Annotated in this window: 13 protein-coding genes and 3 pseudogenes; 6 read left to right on the forward strand and 10 right to left on the reverse strand. The window is 40.8% G+C overall.

Annotated features, from left to right (window positions below; genetic code table 11):
* Positions 1-159 precede the first annotated feature (159 nt).
* The 3 genes and pseudogenes from V7K79_RS06545 to V7K79_RS06555 all read right to left on the reverse strand — a co-directional run.
* Positions 160-492 (reverse strand): annotated as a pseudogene (locus V7K79_RS06545) (chloride channel protein); the annotation flags it as partial.
* 39 nt (positions 493-531) lie between these two features.
* A pseudogene (locus tag V7K79_RS06550) lies at positions 532-921 on the reverse strand (transposase); the annotation flags it as partial.
* 195 nt (positions 922-1,116) lie between these two features.
* Positions 1,117-3,573: an ATP-dependent Clp protease ATP-binding subunit gene (locus tag V7K79_RS06555; RefSeq protein WP_335045828.1), complete on the reverse strand. Its 2,457-nt coding sequence runs from the start codon at positions 3,571-3,573 to the stop codon at positions 1,117-1,119.
* 319 nt (positions 3,574-3,892) lie between these two features.
* Here V7K79_RS06555 and V7K79_RS06560 point away from each other — a divergent pair, with 319 nt between their 5' ends.
* Positions 3,893-4,189 (forward strand): DUF3288 family protein, encoded by a 297-nt coding sequence (locus V7K79_RS06560; RefSeq protein ID WP_335045830.1) that lies wholly within the window; start codon positions 3,893-3,895, stop codon positions 4,187-4,189.
* On the forward strand, positions 4,170-4,325 hold the full coding sequence (locus tag V7K79_RS06565) for a hypothetical protein (protein WP_335045831.1): 156 nt from the start codon (positions 4,170-4,172) through the stop codon (positions 4,323-4,325). Before V7K79_RS06560 ends, V7K79_RS06565 begins: the two co-directional genes overlap by 20 nt.
* A gap of 130 nt (positions 4,326-4,455) precedes the next feature.
* Here V7K79_RS06565 and V7K79_RS06570 read toward each other — a convergent pair whose 3' ends face one another.
* Positions 4,456-5,970 carry an MlaD family protein gene (locus V7K79_RS06570; RefSeq protein WP_335045832.1) on the reverse strand — a complete coding sequence of 505 codons (1,515 nt, stop codon included), beginning with the start codon at positions 5,968-5,970 and terminating at the stop codon, positions 4,456-4,458.
* A gap of 85 nt (positions 5,971-6,055) precedes the next feature.
* The gene (locus V7K79_RS06575; protein ID WP_335045835.1) at positions 6,056-6,838 is read right to left on the reverse strand and encodes an ABC transporter ATP-binding protein; all 783 of its coding nucleotides are present in this window, start codon (positions 6,836-6,838) and stop codon (positions 6,056-6,058) included.
* Between the two features lie 650 nt (positions 6,839-7,488).
* Between V7K79_RS06575 and V7K79_RS06580 the strand changes: the two genes are divergently transcribed.
* Together V7K79_RS06580 and V7K79_RS06585 are read left to right on the forward strand one after the other, a co-directional pair.
* Positions 7,489-8,526, forward strand: coding sequence for a threonine aldolase family protein (locus V7K79_RS06580; RefSeq protein WP_335045837.1), 1,038 nt, complete (start codon positions 7,489-7,491; stop codon positions 8,524-8,526).
* Between the two features lie 713 nt (positions 8,527-9,239).
* Positions 9,240-11,414, forward strand: coding sequence for an AAA family ATPase (locus V7K79_RS06585; protein ID WP_335045838.1), 2,175 nt, complete (start codon positions 9,240-9,242; stop codon positions 11,412-11,414).
* A gap of 327 nt (positions 11,415-11,741) precedes the next feature.
* Here the strand turns inward: V7K79_RS06585 and V7K79_RS06590 are convergent, their stop codons facing one another.
* The 4 genes from V7K79_RS06590 to V7K79_RS06610 all read right to left on the reverse strand — a co-directional run bounded on the left by V7K79_RS06590 (position 11,742) and on the right by V7K79_RS06610 (position 15,498).
* Complete coding sequence (locus tag V7K79_RS06590; protein ID WP_335045839.1) at positions 11,742-12,533, reverse strand: ferritin-like domain-containing protein; 792 nt, start codon at positions 12,531-12,533, stop codon at positions 11,742-11,744.
* A 19-nt stretch (positions 12,534-12,552) separates the two neighbouring features.
* Positions 12,553-13,275, reverse strand: a complete 723-nt coding sequence (locus V7K79_RS06595) for a ferritin-like domain-containing protein (protein WP_335045841.1) — start codon at positions 13,273-13,275, stop codon at positions 12,553-12,555.
* A 116-nt stretch (positions 13,276-13,391) separates the two neighbouring features.
* Positions 13,392-14,171: a hypothetical protein gene (locus V7K79_RS06600; protein ID WP_335045843.1), complete on the reverse strand. Its 780-nt coding sequence runs from the start codon at positions 14,169-14,171 to the stop codon at positions 13,392-13,394.
* Between the two features lie 877 nt (positions 14,172-15,048).
* Entirely contained in the window at positions 15,049-15,498 is a 450-nt protein-coding gene (locus V7K79_RS06610) for an orange carotenoid protein N-terminal domain-containing protein (RefSeq protein ID WP_335045844.1), read from the reverse strand.
* A gap of 591 nt (positions 15,499-16,089) precedes the next feature.
* On the opposite strand from V7K79_RS06610, the gene V7K79_RS06615 reads away from it, so the two are divergent.
* Positions 16,090-16,761: a Uma2 family endonuclease gene (locus tag V7K79_RS06615; RefSeq protein ID WP_335045846.1), complete on the forward strand. Its 672-nt coding sequence runs from the start codon at positions 16,090-16,092 to the stop codon at positions 16,759-16,761.
* 165 nt (positions 16,762-16,926) lie between these two features.
* Here V7K79_RS06615 and V7K79_RS06620 read toward each other — a convergent pair whose 3' ends face one another.
* Complete coding sequence (locus tag V7K79_RS06620) at positions 16,927-18,108, reverse strand: serine hydrolase domain-containing protein (protein WP_335045847.1); 1,182 nt, start codon at positions 18,106-18,108, stop codon at positions 16,927-16,929.
* Positions 18,109-18,251: 143 nt separating this feature from the next.
* Here V7K79_RS06620 and V7K79_RS06625 point away from each other — a divergent pair.
* Positions 18,252-18,883: pseudogene (locus tag V7K79_RS06625) on the forward strand (formate dehydrogenase accessory sulfurtransferase FdhD); the annotation flags it as partial.
* Positions 18,884-18,968: the final 85 nt, after the last annotated feature.

Genomic DNA, 18,968 nt, shown 5'->3' on the forward strand with positions numbered 1-18,968 from the left:
ACTTATGCTCCGTACAAATTGACAGTTATCTGAATTAATAAAATTCGATCGGCGAATACCAATTAGCAGAAGTGAGTTGACCAAAAAAATGGCTTTTTTGGAATAAATGCAAGATTTCCTTTAAAACCTCAAATGATAAAGATTTTACTAGTAACTACTTTAGCTGTCTAATTCAGTAGCTTCTTTCTGGGATTTAAGTTGAGATGCAATCAAAGGAACTTTGGGCGCGAGAAAAAATCCAATTAAACTCGCAAAAAGGATCGGTGTCAAAGGACTCAAGTTGGTCAGTTTTGACAGTAGTAAAATTGTACTTATGGGTGTGCGCGTTACGGCAGCATTAACAGCTGCCATTGTCCAAATCATCGCCAGGGTAAGATCGAGTCCTGTAATTAAAACTGCTACTGCTTTACCAATGCAAGCACCAGTGAAAAATAGGGGAATGATGAATCCACCGCGCCACCCACCTGTTACCGTAATGCTAATGGCAGCCATTTATCCCAAGAGCTAGAGTTATAGCAACCGCCAGTTTGGTTAGGACGCTAAACTTAGGACATGCTCCATAGCTTCTCGCAGTGTTTCAAAATACTCTAGTTGTTTGCGAATGCGGCTTTTTAGCCACGACCAGCATTTTTCAATCCGATTTAAGTCTGGTGAAACAGGTTGTAAGTACCACACCTCACAGCCTACAGCTCGAACCAGTTGCTCAATGCGTCGGCCTTTATGAAAGGTGGCATTGTCAATCACCAGTTTCTGTCCTGGTCTAAGGGTGGGAATCAAGCACGTTTCTAACCAAGTTTCAAATATAGCCGTAGTCACACAGGTTAGGACATTTGCCCTGGGTGAAAGAAGAGAGTTAGCAATAGTTTTACCTCCTGCCCTCTGCCTCCTACCTCCTGCTATAACTTCGAGTTTTGCACTCCTGACTAGTCTAAACTCCAGTGAGTATTGACCACTCAAAAAGAATCGCATAAAAAAAACCCTAGCATTTCTACTAGGGGTGAGAAATAATACCATTTCACTTGATGTTTGTCTGAGATGACCCTGATTGTGCCTCTGCTCTAGGCAAGAGGCTGGAGTTTTTCTCAAATATTACAGTAAAAAGCGAGGGGTATAAAATTAGCCAACATTTGCCAAGAGTAATTCTCGTTTTTCTGATTTTTGTACTCTCACTTGAGAGTCATCATCAACATCGATAAGGGCCGTGTCTCCATCTGTAATTTCACCAGACAGCATTGCTTCGGCAAGAGAATCTTCTAAAAGGCGCATAATTGCCCGACGTAATGGCCTAGCGCCGTAGCTGGGGTTATAACCTTCTTGTACTACAAGTTCTTTGAAGCGATCGCTAACTTCCAGGATAATTCCTTTTTCTGTCAAGCGGTTAGCAACATCGCGCAGCATAATTTCGGCGATTTGCTTGACTTCATCCTTAGAAAGCTGGGTGAAGACGATAATCTCATCAAGACGGTTAAGGAACTCAGGACGGAAGTAAGCTTTCAATTCCTCATTTACCAAGTTGCGGATGCGGTTATAACTAGCGTCGGCTTGAGTGTCGAAGTCAAAGCCTAAACCACTACCGCCTTTTTCAATCACCTTGGAACCGATGTTAGAAGTCAAAATGATCAGCGTGTTCTTGAAGTCTACTTTCCGACCTTTGGAATCAGTAAGTTGACCGTCATCCAAAAGTTGTAACAGCATATTGAATACATCGGGGTGTGCTTTTTCGATTTCGTCGAATAGCAGCACTGAGTACGGTTTCCGACGTACAGCTTCTGTAAGCTGTCCGCCTTCATCGTATCCTACATAACCTGGAGGCGAACCAATTAGCTTGGCAACGGTGTGACTTTCCATGTATTCGGACATATCTAGCCGAATCATCGAATCTTCCGCACCGAAGAAATAGGCAGCTAACGCCTTCGCTAATTCTGTTTTACCAACGCCAGTGGGGCCAGAGAAGATAAAGCTGGCAATGGGACGATTGGGATTTTTCAAGCCGACGCGGGCGCGACGGATACCGCGAGATACAGCCGTGACTGCTTGCTCTTGTCCAATGAGCCGCTGATGCAGAGTATCTTCTAAATGCAGGAGCAACTCTGACTCCGATTCAGTAAGTTTGTTGACTGGTACACCAGTCCACGAGGCAACGATTTGAGCGATGTCTTCTTCGTCAACCACAGTCGAGTTGACAGGTTGCTCGTTTGATGTAAACGTCGCTTGCAGTTGTTCTGCAAGTTTTAATTCTTGGTCGCGCAGTTGTGTAGCTTTGTCAAAATCTTGAACTCTAACTGCTGCTTCTTTTTCTTTGGTAACGCCAGCAAGTTCGCGCTTAAGTTCTTTATTAGGAGAACTTTGGGAGTTCCGCAGACGAACGCGAGAACCAGCTTCATCAATCAAGTCTATTGCCTTATCGGGCAAGAAGCGATCGCTAATATAGCGGTCTGATAATTCTGCTGCTGCGACAAGTGCCGCATCCAAAATTGTGACTTTGTGGTGTTGTTCATAAGCACCGCGCAAGCCGTAAAGAATTTGTACGGTTTCCTCTACTGAGGGTTCCCCGACCTGAATCGGTTGGAAACGACGCTCTAGGGCGGCATCGCGTTCGATATGCTTACGATATTCATCGAGGGTAGTTGCGCCGATGCACTGGAGTTCACCTCGTGCTAGGGCAGGTTTAAGGATGTTGGCTGCATCCAAGCCACCTTCTGTACCACCAGCGCCAACCAAGGTATGAATCTCATCAATCACTAGGATGATATTGCCGACAGTGCGGACTTCTTCCACGACTTTTTTGATGCGTTCTTCAAAATCGCCACGGAAGCGAGTTCCAGCTACCAATGACCCCATATCGAGGCTGATAACTTGCTTGTCTTGCAAACTTTCGGGAACATCCTGGTTGATAATGCGTTGAGCTAGACCTTCGGCGATCGCAGTTTTACCAACTCCTGGTTCTCCAATCAACACTGGGTTATTCTTAGTACGGCGACCGAGAATTTGGATCGCCCGCTCAATTTCCTTCTGGCGACCAACTACGGGGTCAAGTCTGCCTTCTTGGGCTAATTTAGTCAAATTTCTGCCATACTCTTCCATCGTTAGCGGTTGGGTGCGTTTTTGACTACCACTACTACCAGCAAAAGCTGGTGCATTTTCACCCAAACGGCGAACTATAGCACTGCGGACACTCTTGAAGTCAACCCCAAGATTTTGCAGTACTTTGGCGGCGACACCTTCACCAGCCTCGGTTAATCCTAAGAGTAAATGTTCAGTGTTAATGTAATTCTGTCCTAAACTATGAGCTTCTTTAAACGATTGCTCGAAGAGGCTTTTCACTTTAGGAGTAAAAGGAATTTCTGGTGGTACAAAGCCAGAACCCCTACCAATAATTTTTTCTACCTCGCGACGTGCATCTTTGAGGGTAACGCCTAATTCCGCCAGCACTTTAGCAGCAACCCCAGTTCCTTCTCCCATCAAACCCAGGAGAATTTGTTCAGTTCCTACAAAATTGTGTCCCAGGCGACGTGCTTCCTCCTGAGCTAACATAATTACTCTAATGGCTTCGGAAGTGAAGTGTTCAAACATAATGGGTTCTTGCTCCCTCGCTGCTTGGACTTTGGGTGAGATAAAATTCACCCTCATCTAAAGTTTTTTGTATTTTCTTAAGAACAATGTAACTTTATTTAAACTTGAGTGGCAGTGGTGAGAGCCGTAAGACATCAGGTGTACTTGCCGTCTACTAGGAGTGCTGAGTGCTGAGACGCGATTAACCCTTGTCTGTACAAGAGTTGCAAAGTTGACAGTTAAACTTTCGGTATTTGACAATTTTCTTTTGTCTGTCCTGTTTTCCACTGTCAGCTAAACTTAAAACTCAGGACTTAGCACTCTCAACTCAAGACTGACAATGACTGAAGCAACGGCCGGTAAAGATCAACAACATCCACTTTATAACCGCGATCGCACCCTTATTGATATTTTACTCTCTCAAGAGGCGACAGACTATAACTTAGCAGAATTGGCTAGGCTACGAATGCGTTATCAAGGGTTTCCAGGGGCGAGAGACATTCAAAAAGACCTAGATAAAGTCTTGCAGCAGTGGAGTTTGACCGAAGCCGAGCTTTTTGAGAAAACTCGTCAAATTCACGATTTGGGAGGAATTTACAAAAGCCGTGGCAAGAAGGATGAACAGGATTGGAATTAGTTATGGGGAATGGGGAATGGGGAATGGGGAATGGGGAATGGGGAATGGGGAATGGGCAGTGAGCAAAACAGTTCCGTTAGCGCAAGCGGGGCGTTTAGCCCGTTTCGAGTTCCTCGGCAAGCGAGTAAAGAAGTGAGATTCCCCACTCAGCACTCAGCACTCAGCACTCCTGAAGGGCATTGGGCATAAGAGATGATTTATGGTTCCTTGCTTCGTCTTATGGTTAGGCGATTAGCTGCTTAAGATTTTCTTTCCGAATCTAGCTCTTACTTAAAATTGTCAACAGTTCGGCTTTGCTTTGGGTCAACGGTGAGCGAAGCTGAAGGTTCAACCTGTATTATCTCTTTCTGTGTCTCTAGTTGCCCCCTTTGCTTGCCATACTCCCGCAGTTGCTTCAACAGGTTTTCTTGGGATGAGTTAAGAATAGATGGACTGGGAATTGGTTGAAGGTTGGTGTCGGTACTTGCAAAATTAGCCGATAAGGGATTAATTACGTAGACGGGTAGCGACTTGTCATTTAACATCGCCTCTTGGGTTGGTGCTGGTATCGGAACTAGATTATTTGGCTTGCTCACAGCAGCTTTCACCGAGTCTAGAGTAGTAGCAACTTGCACTTGTTGCTGCATCTGTTGTGTAGAAGATACTAAACCACTTAGACCATTTACCAATTGCCGCAGATTTTTACGGAAATTAGGATCGCCTGTCAATTCATCTAAATCAGATGTAATTTTTTGGGTATTTTCAAAGGTGACTCGTGCTGAATCTAAAGTTTGTTGCAGCAGCACCATGTTCCTGGGATCTTTTAAGGTTTTAGAAGCATCGCGTAAATTAGCTGAGGCTTGGGCTGCATTTGCTGAAAGCGTTTCTAAATTGTTAAGTAATTCTCCTTTAGTCAATCGATTCACAGATGGTGATAAGCTACTGACTGTAACCCGCAGTTGGTTGCTGGTTTCGGTGATATTATTCAAAGCACCAACCAGCGCCGAACGATTTGTTGTCAACAGATTATCCAGGTTGTTCAGCAATCGATTTGCTTGAGTTGCAGTTGCACCGAATTTATTTACTGTTTGATTTGCGGATGCATTAAGTTGGTTTGTCGCCCGTTGCACTGAATTAGCCGTGGCAGAAAAGGTATTAAGTTGTAGTCTTAAACTTTTGGTCAAACCTTGTAAATCCTGACTTAGCTGAGTAAAACTAGATGCTGCGCCTGTGGTAGTTTCTAGAACCCTATTGACATTTCGATAAAATTTGGGGTCATTATATGCACCGGCTAGCTCAGTTGAACTGCGAATTAGTTCATCAACACTGATGCCAAGCTGACCTTTTAACCGAGAGCCATTGCACACTATGAGGCTGTTATCACAATTTTTATCTAGGGGTTTAGCAAGCACAACCCCAGAAGGTAACGTCGCTTTTGGTGTGATGTCGATAATACTTTCGCTAATTAATCCGCTTTGATTAGCTTCTACCACTACATCGCGAGGGATAATTAGGTCAGGTTGGGGAATTTCAATCTCTACATCAATGGCATTTGGTCTTGGTCGAACCTGGAAAATAGTTCCTACCTTAAAGCCACGATAGCGAACTGGCGATCCCTTTTGCATTCCGCCAGCATTAGCAAATTCTACAATAATTTTGTATGAACGGCCAGCAGCAGTTAATCTATTTAACCACAGAAAAAATAATCCAAATACCCCTAGTCCTAGCAGGAGTAATAACCCCACAGAACCTTCTCTAAATGTTCGCCCAGAGGCGAAGCGGCTTGTCATAAGACCTCGCATTGTTTTGCCTCCACCAACAACCAATAACCAATTAGGAGTTAAAAGTTAGGACATTAGTAATTCTTTACTCTTCATTTTTAAGTTTCTAGCCGACGACTTTAATCGGGCCTTCAACATTTCCACTCAGAAATTGTCTGATCAAGGGATTTTCTGTGTTGTATATTTCAGTAACTGTACCTTGCCACTGCACTTTACCCTCATAGAGAAATATAAGTTTATCAGATGCACGGCGGATAGTGCTGTGCTGGTGGGTAACAACGGCATAAGTACTACAAGTTCCATGTAAACATTGTAAGTGGCGGATTAAATCTTCGATTACTGTTGAGGCAATGGGGTCGAGTCCGGCTGTTGGCTCGTCGTATAGTAGAACTTCTGGGCTTTCACTGGGAATATCAGGATTAGACATAATTGCACGGGCAAAACTCACTCGTTTTCGCATTCCCCCGGAAAGTTCGGCTGGGTATTGGTTGCCTACTTCTGGCAAACCTACCATCTCTAATTTTTCTCTTACCAAATCTCGGATGCGCGATCGCGGCAGCTTTGAATTTTCATAAAGTAAAAATCCTACATTCTCCTCTACTGTCAGCGAATCAAATAGTGCCGCCTGCTGAAACACCATACTAATGCCAACCTGCTGGCCGCCATCCTCAATTAAACCCTCTCGCTGCACTCCTTGCACATAAATTTCTCCTTCATCAGGACTAAGTAACCCCGCTATTACTCGTAGAATAGTTGATTTTCCAGTTCCTGATGGGCCAATAATCCCCAGTGATTCTCCCCGGTAGATAGTCAAGTCTATATTATCTAGAACTTTATGGCTACCAAAGGACTTAGAAACACCTTTGAGTTCAATCAATGGTTTATTCATTAGTTATTAGTCATTGGTCATTGGTCATTAATCAGTAGAAAATAAACAAATGACTACTGAGAACTAACAAAGGACAAATATACCAAATAGTAATTTCATAGTTATTGTTATGACATTGTATAGTGTATTATAAGTACATAATTAGCATTTTAATTAGCAAACTTTATTTTTTATCATAATTTTTTTTGCATAATATTTAGTTACTAGCGATATTTGTTGTCTCAAAATACTCTCAACGCAAAGCTGACGAATACACCGTAGTAATTAAACATCTCAGTAAGATGAGAATAAAATTCCAGTTTTCTATAGATATAAGTAAACTCATTTAATAGTATTACTATACTAATTCAGAGAAAAGTTCAGCAAAAAACTCATTTAGTCGGTTAACACAAAATATAGAAATCAGATTTTATTTATGAAGCTTGAGACATTCTGATTTCTAACTTTTTAGAATCAGTAAAAAATATGTTTGTCAATTATTAAGTATAGCTATAAAAAAATATTTTGCTCCCATCCAAAGTTATTGAAATTAGCATACTTATTAGATAAGGTTAGAAATAATAGTGTTATATTTTAATCTGATAATTGGCAACTTCACTCATTATTTACTATTATTGTAGTAATAACTGTTAAAAATTAAAATCTAAATTATGAATAGCCAATTAGAACAGTTTGCAAGTGATAATTACTCTGGTATTTGTCCTGAAGCACTAGAATATATGATTAGGGCAAATCAAGGGAGTGTTCCAGCTTATGGAAATGATCAATGGACTCAAAAAGCAACAGATTATTTTCGGGAACTCTTTGAAATTGATTGTGAAGTATTTTTTACCTTTAACGGTACGGCCGCAAATTCTTTATCTTTAGCTGCTCTTTGTCAGTCATATCATAGCGTCATTTGCCATGAGACATCTCACATAGAAACAGATGAATGTGGCGCACCTGAATTTGCATCTAATGGCTCAAAACTGCTACTTGCTCAAGGTAAAAATGGCAAATTAACATCAGAAGCTATAGAGGCAATTGTTATTAAACGTACTGATATTCATTATCCCAAACCTAAAGTTATTAGCATTACCCAATCAACTGAATTAGGAACTTTATATTCTATTGAAGAACTTTTAAGTATCAAAGAAGTTGCAAACAAATATAACTTAAAGATTCACATGGATGGCGCTCGTTTTGCAAATGCAGTTGCTGCTATGAATAAAAGCCCTGCTGAAATTACTTGGAAAACTGGAGTGGATGTATTGTGCTTTTGTGGTACTAAGAATGGAATGGCATTAGGTGAAGCCATTCTTTTTTTTAACAAAGCGCTAGCAGAAGATTTTGATTATCGATGCAAGCAAGCAGGCCAGCTAGCTTCAAAAATGCGGTTTATCTCTGCTCCCTGGTTGGGTTTATTAGAAACTGGTGCTTGGCTAAAAAATGCCAGACACGCTAATCAATGTGCTGAATACTTAGAAAATCAACTATTAAATATAGAAGGCGTTGATTTGATGTTTCCTAGAGAAGCCAATGCCGTATTTGTAAAATTACCTGAAGAAGTCATTCACAGCTTAAAAGCAAAGAACTGGCAGTTTTATACATTTATTGGTGTGGGAGGAGTACGTTTTATGTGTTCTTGGAACACTAGTCAATCAAGGATTGATGAATTAATTGGTGATATTAAAAATGTAAAAAAGTAAACAACTTAGCCTACTTGTATTATTTTTGCATAAGTTATTTATGATTTCCATAGTCATTTCACCCCACTATTAAATCTGACTTTTCACAGGATATGGAAAAGTCAGATTTAATGTTGTTTTGGGATTAGAAAAAAATTCTTAACCGCGTTTGCGATCGCAGGACAAGTACAAATTTTTTTCCATTAGTGCAACAAACAGCTTGTCACTTTTAGCACTGAATTTCAATTCCTGTATTGTATATACTGTGTTTTGCCCAGAATCCTCTACAAACAAGCTTTTTGAGACTTAATGTTAAAAGCCAGGTCTAAGAGAAAAAGGTAAGAAATCTATAAAGTGTAAAGTATTGTTGCATAAACATTTCTTTTAAGTGCGACCTTGCAACACCTTTGCTGAGTTGTACCAGTTGCAATTGGGGAGCCAAATCAATGCTACAAAGAAGATTATCTAATACTGATTTGTTAGTAAATAGGTAGGTACAATTAAACCAAACTATATAAACATTATATAACATACCATAAAAGCTTATATTATAGGCGTTTATGTTACTTTATATCTATTAATATATTTGTATTTTTTGAGCGCCCACCTACTTATTACGCCTTTAAAGTTGGATGTAAAATTTATAAATTTTGTCAAAGTAGATTTTATAAATCAACAATATCCTTCATACTTTAAAACAGTAATCCTACGTAAAATTTAAGGAAGGGATGGCAATGACATCTCTATTACAGCGACTAAGTGCAGAAAGAAATCGCAGATTTGTAGGACGTGGGCAGGAAGTAGAGCTATTTCTTGATGCGATCGCATCAACAGAATTACCTTTTCACATTTTGCACGTCTTTGGCCCAGGTGGTGTAGGCAAGACAACTCTCATACAGCAGTTTGTACGGTTTTGCGAACAGTCAAAAATATCAACTATCTACGTAGAAGGACGTAATATAGAAGCTGCACCAGAATCTTTTCTTAGCACCTTGCATTCGTTGATGGGATTGAATGAATCAGATTCTCTTTTACAAATACTAGCCCAAAGACAAGAACGTAATGTAATTTTTATTGACACCTATGAAGCTATTACCCAGCTAGATGAATGGTTACGGGAAGGATTCTTACCTCATTTGTCTGTTAATACCTTAATTGTGATTGCTGGACGCAATTCCCCTTCATCTGCTTGGTGTAGCGATTTGGGTTGGCAAGCTTTGATGCACACATTGCCCCTACGCAACCTTACTCCAGAAGAAAGTCAAACTTATCTCACCACACGAGATATTCCCACCACACAGCATCAGGCGATTCTAGATTTTACCCACGGACATCCTCTAGCATTATCCTTGGTTGCTGAGGTGTTTGCTCAGGGAAAAGAAATCTCTTTTCAAGCAGAATCTGCTCCCAATGTTGTTAAAACACTATTGTCAAGATTCATAAAAGAAGTACCAACGCCCGCACACCGGATGGCTTTAGAAGCTTGTGCGGTGATTCGGTTGACTACCGAAGCCGCACTAAATCAAATACTGGCTGTACCTCAAAATACTTTGGCTGGTAAGCCTCACTCTTTGGGGGAGATGCTTGATGTTCACGATTTATTTGAGTGGTTGCGCGGATTGTCGTTTATCGAATCAGGACAATTGGGTTTATTTCCCCACGATTTAGCACGCGAAGTTTTAATCGCTGACTTGCGTTGGCGTAATTCGGAATTTTACATGGAATTACACCACCGAGCGCGTCAATATTATACTAAACGACTAGGACAAACCCAAGGGCAGGAAAAGCATCGAGTGTTACTTGATTATATTTTTTTGCATCGGGATAACTCGGCAATTCGATCCTGTTTTACCTGGGGTGAGCAAAGTAGTTTATTGACGGACTCACTACGGGAAACTGACAAAACCGCACTCCTGGGGATGGTGGCAGAATACGAAGGCGAAGAATCAGCAAAAATAGCAGCTCACTGGTTGAAGCGCCAACCGCAGAATGTAGTAGTATTTCGTGACTTACACTCCGAACCTGGGGGATTTGCAATGATGGTAGCATTGCAGACAGCAACTATTGAAGATTTAAGTGCAGATCCGGGCGCTTTCGCATCTTGGCAATATCTCCAAACCCATACACCATTACGCCCTAGTGAAGGCGCAACTATTTTTCGCTTCTGGATGGCGCGGGACACGTATCAAGCTGTTTCCCCTACCCAAAGTCTAATTTTCATTAATTTTGTGCAGTATTTTCAGAAAACACCAGGGTTAGCATACACCTTCCTACCTTGTGCCCAAGCAGATAGTTGGACAGCAATGTTAAACTATTTCGACTTAACACGACTTTCTGAAACTGATTTTACAGTTGGGGGAAGACACTATGGTGTTTATGGTCATGACTGGCGAATTGTCTCACCTGCTGCATGGAAGGAAATTTTGGCCCGAAAAGAGGTTACAACTGTCGGAGAATCTGTAGATAATACTCCAGTCGGTGAACCTCTATTAGTTCTTAGTCAGCCAGAATTTGTGGAGGCGGTGCAGAATGCATTACGTAACTTTAGTTGTCCCGATGTATTACAGAATAATCCATTAGTGCGATCGCGAAGCGTGCACGAAGTGCTCTCGCGAAGCGTATCAAAACAAGTTGCCACAAAAGCAAGTGTGAACGAGAGTCCTTTGGACACATTAGGCGAACGCGTTAACGCTTTACAAAATCTGGTGAAACAAGCAGTTGAATATTTACAATCATCCCCGCGTGACGAAAAACTCTACCGCGCTGTTTATCGAACTTATTTAAATCCCGCCCCCACCCAAGAACAAGCAGCTGAGTTACTAGATTTGCCTTTCAGTACCTATCGCCGCCATCTGAAAGCTGGGATGACGAAAGTTGTAGATATTTTGTGGCAAAAAGAAATTAGCTAATCAGCTAAAATTTTGTAGAGACGCGATTCATCGCGTCTTCACCCAAAGATATGTTGCAATCATTAATTGAATTAGTATAAGTACGAAATGATTTTCGGCAGGGATAATATAGCAAGGGACTGGGGACTGGGTGAAAAGTCTTTGTCTTGAAAAGTTCAGATCGGCGGAAGCCGCCGCTCCGACTTTTCGCTTTGTGTCTAAGTTTTATCATCTGTTGATGTCCGTAATTACATTAGACATCTCCAGAAAATAATTCTGCCTTGCCTGAAACCCCTGTAGAGACCTAGCAATGCTACGTCTCTACATTCATTTTCAGCAGATGTCTATTTACTTCTCAGTTAATATAGGACCCACTAGCCCTAACACTTCATCTTTTGTAGCAAAGCCATCGAAAGCTTCACTAGCGAACGGAATTGGACTACCAAGACGATTCTCGTTGTAAATTACTTCACTTACATTTCTAATCCACGGTCGCACGTCTACACCGTAGATAGTCTGTCGCAGGTATCGTATTCCAGCAGCATGTCGGGCTTCTATACTGTGGATTTCTAGAGCGGCGGCTAGCACCGTTTTGCCAGATGGACCGGCAGCAAGCAAGTTTTGTACCTGTCCCTTATAAGCTGCTACTCCTGTGTCTTCAACGAACTGTAGGGCAAGTAAAAAGTCTTCCGGTTTAGCAAATGGGTTACGTTGAAGTATGGCATCGTAGTTGGGATTAGCTGGGATAGTAATTCCATCTGGATTACCTCCTAGAGATTTCAATACAGCTGATAAATCAGTAACGTGTTGAGCTTCATCGTTTCCATAAGAGATGAGGGCGTTTTTGGCTACCTGTGGAAGACTGCTCAATCCGCCACTTTGGGTTGCAGTAATTGCACGGCGATAAAAATCAGCTTCCAGTTTTTCTAACGTTAGGGCATATTCAACAACTTCTTTCGGCTTCAGCACTGTCCCTTGAGCATAGGCTGGTGTTGCTGAAATTAACAACAAAGATAGAAAGGTGATTAGAGGCAGGATAAGAACTATACCCCAAACTCTTGCTACCAGACAGCGGAATAGTCCACTAAAATTACTGAGGTTTGCAACTATTTGTGTCGCCAAATCTAAAAGGGTTTTCATCTTCGAGTAACTCCTTAAGTTAGGCGACGAGAGCGCCATTGATTGGGTTGTTCAATATATTCAAAGAGCCAACAATCGCCACAATCTGTTTAGGCGTGTATAACTCATCGTAAGCTTTTCCCTTGACTGGATTTAGTGCAGGAACTAAGTTAGCATCATTCACTGCCCGCTCTATATCTAACTCAGTCGTGGGTCGCTTTAGGAGAGCACGTACGCCTGCTGTATGACGTGCTTCTACAGACACAATAGAACCAGCGGCAAGTAAGTATGTGGGGTCTTTCAGGCTAGTCCCCGCACCATTGTAAGCATGAACACCCGTGTCTTCCAAAGACACAGCTGTATTCAAGATGGTGTCGCGGTCTTTGAGAACAGCATTTAACCCAGCTTGATTAAAGCAGAGGTCTTTCGTTTTAAATTTCGCATTTGCACCTAGCACCTGGCGGAGAAAAGTTACGTGCGAGGCTTCATGAGAGCCTATGGCTTGAAGATAGTCAAACTCTTTTTTGTCTTTAATTTTGCCAGACCTAAGAGCAAATAAATAGAATGCTGCTTCCAGCTCTTCCAATAATAAAGCAAAGTTAAGGATACCAACATCATTAGCATCAAATGTCAGAGTTTTGCTTGAGCTAATAGTGTTTGCCATTAGCTTCTTAGGTAATATCGTTAAGGCTGCTCCACCAAAACTACAAAGACCCCATTTTAATAAGGCACGTCGCGAGGTGGAAGATAACTTCCTATTCATGTTGTTCTCTCCTAAAAAAGTCAGTTTTTATTTACCTACTCACTAGTAGTTAAGGATGATTACAAACACATCTCTATTAATTACTGCGCCTATCCGTAGCGGGGCAGAAATGAACATCAGGCGACATTTACGCCCAGTTTATTATTAGAAACAACGCTTTCTTGCTTTTTTTTCTTTCTCAACAAAGCAGCTGTAGATAAAAAACCTGACGTTAATATACCCAACCCAAAAGATGATTCAGGGACTGCTACAGTACTAGTCTGAACTCCAGTGAGGGTAATAGTATAACTCCCACCGTTCAATCTCAGACCGTCAAATTCACTAAGTGGAGATTTGCCACCCGCACCAGTCGGACTGTAAACTCCCACTCCATCAAAGGAGACTTCAGGGAAACGCGGGAAAATATCCCCCTCAGCACTAACAGGATAGTAATCAAAACCAGAAATGGCTAAGTAATAGATTCCTGATTGGTTAGGGGAAAAACCACCTATCGGCAGAGTTGCCTGTGTTGAATTAGAGCTTTCGTTGTCGTTGGCAAAAATGCCTTTGCCGCTTGAGTCGAACAAATACAACTGTGGGTCTGCAAGGGTGCCTGGATTAATTGCTGTCGTAGCTGAGAACAGCTTTCCCTCAGTCAGAAAGATTTGGAATATGTCAGCATCGGGAGTTGCTTGAGAAATTTTCCCAGAGATTGACTCTAGCGGTAGTAATCCCGATGGAATAATTTGGGCTGTACTCAAACTCTCGCCTGCATCTCCAATTTCCGTTAACGTCACAGCCTGTGCTTGATTTGATGTCAGTACAGTAATCAGTGCTGACATTGCCGTCGCCCATACAACGAGTAACCTGCCTTCAGTTGCTATAAAAGAGGTGATACTCTGAGCATTTATTCTCATAGTTGCCCTTTTTGAGGTGTTTGATCTCTACTGTTGGTGTGGAAATAGGAAGTTGATTTGGATTTCAAAAAAGACTGCGGTTATTACCGAGGCGCTTCACAGCTTATTTGCTCTTACTACTCACTTTCCAGACCAAAACTTGCTCATTTCTTGCTCACCTTTGTCTGTATTGATTTTCTGCTAAGGAATAAAAATTATATTCTGATTTTTTGATTACTTATGCTGATTTCCATCAAGAAAGCCCTCATGAAATATCTGAGGGCATTGATTAATATCTATGTCAATCATCAAGTGCGGAAATACCTTTTACCCTACCTGTGCTTGGTAATTTCTTTACACTTGCGTTTTTCAATAAGCATTTCAAAGTGATGATGCTTTCTCATATCTGGAAAAATTCCAGCCAAAGAACGTAGAGTAATTAGATTTTTAACGTTTTAATCATCTTATCTACGAGTTTCATTGGATCAATTTGGTTGGTAATAAAAGTTGAAACTCTGCTTTTAAAATATGGGGTTCATTTATAGCCGTAGTCACACAGGTTATGACAGAAGGATGGGGTAAATGCTAGAGTTAGCAATAGTTTTACCTCCTGCCTCCTGCTATACAATTTTGATTGTTGCCACAAACCCAAATGCTTATTTTTAATTCGTAATCATGGTGCTCTTTATTTTTATTTATAAACACCCTCTAAATCAAGTCTCATTTTCCCAGTTTTCACAAAATTAACTCGCATTAAAACTACCGCAAAGATAAGCATCTCTGCGGTAGTTTTAAGTTAACCACTATTAAAGTAGAACAAAAACAGCCATATCTAGCTTAATTTGTTACTTTCAATTATCCTCAATTCTAAAAAGCTATTGAGAGTTCTTGGACTTGACTAACCCATCGCTTGCACCGCAGTCAGCATGAAATTAATCCGTTGCTCAAACTCTAGCTTTTTGATCAATGCGACAAATTCATCCGTTTCACTAGGTAGTTGATAATCGGAGGGAACTTGAATGATGGTTCCATTGTCCATTCCTTGTGCTAGCAACAGCCAAACGTTTAATCTGGAATTAGCACTTAGAGCATTATAGGCTTGGCTGATCTCGTTAGCTGCACCATTAATAATGTCGCGTTGTGCTTGCAGTTGCTCTTCTTTAGACAAGTCCAGGAATTTGTCAAACACTGCTTTGGCAGGAACCTCTATCCTTTCAGGAGGTGCAGGCTGTAGCTGCTCTTTAAGATCCAAGTAACCGAACCAAAGTAGGGCTAATTTCGTATCCACATCAAAGGGCTTAAAACTTTCTAAAGCCGGTTTTGTTGCTTCATCAGCTGTGTAAGTCATAAAAAACTCCAATTAAGTTAAGGCTATTCTAATTTCCTCAGTTACCTACTGAGAAAATTACAATTCTTTAGTACTTCATATAACTTAACGAACAAAATTAGATAGATAACCCTACTTAGGGTAGGTATAGGATTTATTACATAAGACAGATATAAATAACTGAAAATGCTAGTTACAAAAATGTCTGCTTCAATGTATGATGCAAGCCAAGTAACGTCTGTGACTTTAAGCGATCGCTTGAAAAAATTCCTGATTATAATGCAATAGTAGGCTTATAAAAGCAAAACTCGTGTGCAACTTAATTTTGTTAAACCTTGATTTCATTGTGGGGTAGGCATCTCGCCATACCAGAAAGGACGGACAAGATGTCCATCCCACAAGAATAAAAAAAGTCGCACATCGCTTTATTCTTTTTTGCAGTGGTGATAAAAGTACTCAAGCACTAGTTAAGTAAGTCGGTGGAAAAATTTTTCATCTCCTTTAGCCGAACGCTTGAAGGAGTTCCTGATTATAATGCGATCGCGCGTCTGGAAAAACAAACTTAGATTACGGTAAGTTTATATCACCCATATCACCCTAAAACTTTCAGCCATGTCCGCCGCTAAAGATTTTGAATTCCCAAATGATGTAATATTTCCTTTAGGGGATTTATATAGTGACGAACCACCTTTGGAAAGTGAATTACATCTACGCCAAATAATTCTGCTATTACAATCTTTGGAATTATGGTGGCGAAATCGCAATGACTTTTACGCTGCGGGTAATCTAACAATTTACTACAGTAAACGCCAGCGAAGGTCAGAAGAATTCCGGGGTCCTGATTTTTTTGTAGTGCTGGGATGTGAACGTAAAGTTCGTAAAAGTTGGGTTGTTTGGGAAGAAGACGGGAAATATCCTAACATAATTGTAGAGTTTCTCTCGGATTCTACAGCAGCAACTGACAAAGGTTTGAAAAAACAAATTTTTCAAGATATCTTTCGTACACCAGAATATTTTTGGTTTGATCCCAATAATTTAGAATTTGCTGGCTTTATCTTGATTGGCGGTACTTATGAACCGATAGAACCTAATCCTCATGGATGGCTGTGGAGTCAGCAATTAAATTTGTACTTGGGTATTTATGAACATAAATTGCGCTATTTTACTGCGGAAGGAAATCTAATTCCCACACTTGAAGAAGCTGCTGAACAAGAACGAGAACGCGCTGAACGCCTAGCAGCCAAATTGCGAGAACTAAATATTGACCCAGAAAATTTCTCGTAAATTAAAGGGTTTAAAATTTATACGTGTATACGTAGGGCAAAATCAAAGCCACTCCGCCTTTAATCAATTTCAGTCGGGGTTTAAATAAGAGTCGGAAAATGTCTTTAATGTGTGAATTTTGAATTATTAAAATGCCAGCTTTACGAGTATAATCACAAATTCAAATCATTTATTCTCAACGACATTTAGACCTGTTCTAGCTACTGATTTAATATCAACATTCTGATTGTTCAGCAGCACTATTATAGTAGTTTTTTCATTGGGTAAATATGCAAGCAATGTTACGAAGCCATAAGCTGTACCACTATGCCCAATTGCTTTTGCTAAAGGAGATGAAAATCTTTCTACACCCAAGCCATAACTATAACCTGCGCCATTATCTTTAAATTTCAGCATTTCTTTCATCGTCTTGGAGGAAAGTAAGGTTTTTTTGACAAATAACGCTTTGGCGAACTTGGCTAAATCCTCTGCTGTTGAAACTAATCCACCATCTCCCAAACCATTGCCATCATTGACTTGGGCGTAGCTATCTAGCTTACCATCTTTGTTGCGATCGCCATAACCTGTAGCGACTTCTCCAATTGTCGGTTCGCGCAATTCCGTAAAGGTATGTTTCAATCCTAATGGTTTTAAAATCTGACTGCGGATTGCTTGGGCGAGAGTTCCCCTAGTGATATTTTCAACAATCAGTTCTAAAAGAATATAGTTGCAATCAGTATAAATAAATTTTTCTCCAGGATTTGCCTGCGGTTCTTCTTGATACATATACCGAATAGCTTCTCTAGCTGTCCAAGGCTGTGAGCGACTTCTTTTCGCTGTAGCTTGAATAAATGCTTTTGTTTCTAGGTATTCAGCGACACCACTAGTATGGTTAAGCAGTTGACGAACTGTAATTTTGTCGCTGTTGACAATATGAGGAGTGATGTCTCTTGGTAAATAGGTTGCGATCGCCCGATCTAATCCTATCTTCCTTTGTTCCACTAATTTCAGCACAACCACTGCCACAAAAGTTTTACTCATACTGGCAATAGAAAAGCCATCTGTGGGTTTTATCCGGGTTTTAGTTGATAAGTTACTGACACCAGATGCTCCCAGCCAAGAACCATTAGGTGTAGTAATATACATTACTGCACCAGGTATTTTCTGTTCTACAACTATCTCATTTAAAAGCTTCTGTAGTTGAGAACTTTTTCCTACAGTGGAGGTAGACACCACTTGTTTAGCAAGAGATTTTTCAATTACTCTTTGACTAATGTTATTAGCCACTAAATATCCTGTAAAACCAAGGAAAATCACAAAGACTATTGCAAATAAAATTTTACTGAAAGCCAAAAGTTTTAGGTTCATTTTACTTCCTAAACAGAAACATAGCCGATCTAGCTCAACTGCACAAAGTAATTGATAATCATCAACCTGACATCTGACATATAAATAGCATTACTTTGTTTCCAGATTAGTATCAAAATTTCAATTCACCAACTTTCACAAATATGAGAACGCCAACTAAAAGTAAGACCAAAGCCACTGTTTGGGTAGTAGAAAAAGGTCAAATACGACCTCGTTTAGATCAACTTACCACCGAAGAACCTTTGGAAATTCGTCTTTTTCCTTTCCAGAAGACGGTAGCTGTAACAATGCGGACGCCAGGGGTAGATTTTGAACTAGCTGCTGGTTTCCTCTACAGTGAAGGAGTGGTTAATAGCAGGGAAGATATTTCGACGTATCAGCTACTGCGTAGATGAATTAGTAGATGGTGAGCAGCGCCATAATATTGTAAATGTGGAACTGCGGGATGGGTTGATTCCAGACTTACAGCCTTTGGAGCGTCATTTCTATACAAGTAGCGCCTGTGGAGTGTGTGGTAAAGCTAGCCTTGAGGCTTTGCGTCTGCGGGGATGTGCGGTAATTTCTTCTGGCCCAATGGTAACACCTGAGATCGTATACAGCCTACCAGAAAAACTCCGGGCTGCTCAAGGTATTTTCACCGCAACAGGGGGTTTGCACGCTGCGGCTATCTTTGATGCTCAAGGACAACTGTTAAACCTGTGGGAGGATGTTGGGCGACACAATGCTTTGGATAAATTGATTGGTACAGCTTTGCTCAGTGATGAATTATCCCTCTTCTGTCACTTTCCGGTTATTCTAAATAAAAGGATTAGAAGAAAAAACTCTGCAAGGGAGGTAGGGCAATGGATGTAGAATTACAA

This window comes from Nostoc sp. (assembly GCF_036917575.1).
Taxonomy (GTDB): Bacteria; Cyanobacteriota; Cyanobacteriia; order Cyanobacteriales; family Nostocaceae; genus Nostoc.

What these genes read in the sequence shown, in the direction of transcription:
- V7K79_RS06555 (WP_335045828.1), bottom strand. Translation starts at nt 3,573, where the DNA reads ATGTTTGAACACTTCACTTCCGAAGCCATTAGAGTAATTATGTTAGCT.
- V7K79_RS06560 (WP_335045830.1), top strand. Translation starts at nt 3,893, where the DNA reads ATGACTGAAGCAACGGCCGGTAAAGATCAACAACATCCACTTTATAAC.
- V7K79_RS06565 (WP_335045831.1), top strand. Translation starts at nt 4,170, where the DNA reads ATGAACAGGATTGGAATTAGTTATGGGGAATGGGGAATGGGGAATGGG.
- V7K79_RS06570 (WP_335045832.1), bottom strand. Translation starts at nt 5,970, where the DNA reads ATGCGAGGTCTTATGACAAGCCGCTTCGCCTCTGGGCGAACATTTAGA.
- V7K79_RS06575 (WP_335045835.1), bottom strand. Translation starts at nt 6,838, where the DNA reads ATGAATAAACCATTGATTGAACTCAAAGGTGTTTCTAAGTCCTTTGGT.
- V7K79_RS06580 (WP_335045837.1), top strand. Translation starts at nt 7,489, where the DNA reads ATGAATAGCCAATTAGAACAGTTTGCAAGTGATAATTACTCTGGTATT.
- V7K79_RS06585 (WP_335045838.1), top strand. Translation starts at nt 9,240, where the DNA reads ATGACATCTCTATTACAGCGACTAAGTGCAGAAAGAAATCGCAGATTT.
- V7K79_RS06590 (WP_335045839.1), bottom strand. Translation starts at nt 12,533, where the DNA reads ATGAAAACCCTTTTAGATTTGGCGACACAAATAGTTGCAAACCTCAGT.
- V7K79_RS06595 (WP_335045841.1), bottom strand. Translation starts at nt 13,275, where the DNA reads ATGAATAGGAAGTTATCTTCCACCTCGCGACGTGCCTTATTAAAATGG.
- V7K79_RS06600 (WP_335045843.1), bottom strand. Translation starts at nt 14,171, where the DNA reads ATGAGAATAAATGCTCAGAGTATCACCTCTTTTATAGCAACTGAAGGC.
- V7K79_RS06610 (WP_335045844.1), bottom strand. Translation starts at nt 15,498, where the DNA reads ATGACTTACACAGCTGATGAAGCAACAAAACCGGCTTTAGAAAGTTTT.
- V7K79_RS06615 (WP_335045846.1), top strand. Translation starts at nt 16,090, where the DNA reads ATGTCCGCCGCTAAAGATTTTGAATTCCCAAATGATGTAATATTTCCT.
- V7K79_RS06620 (WP_335045847.1), bottom strand. Translation starts at nt 18,108, where the DNA reads ATGAACCTAAAACTTTTGGCTTTCAGTAAAATTTTATTTGCAATAGTC.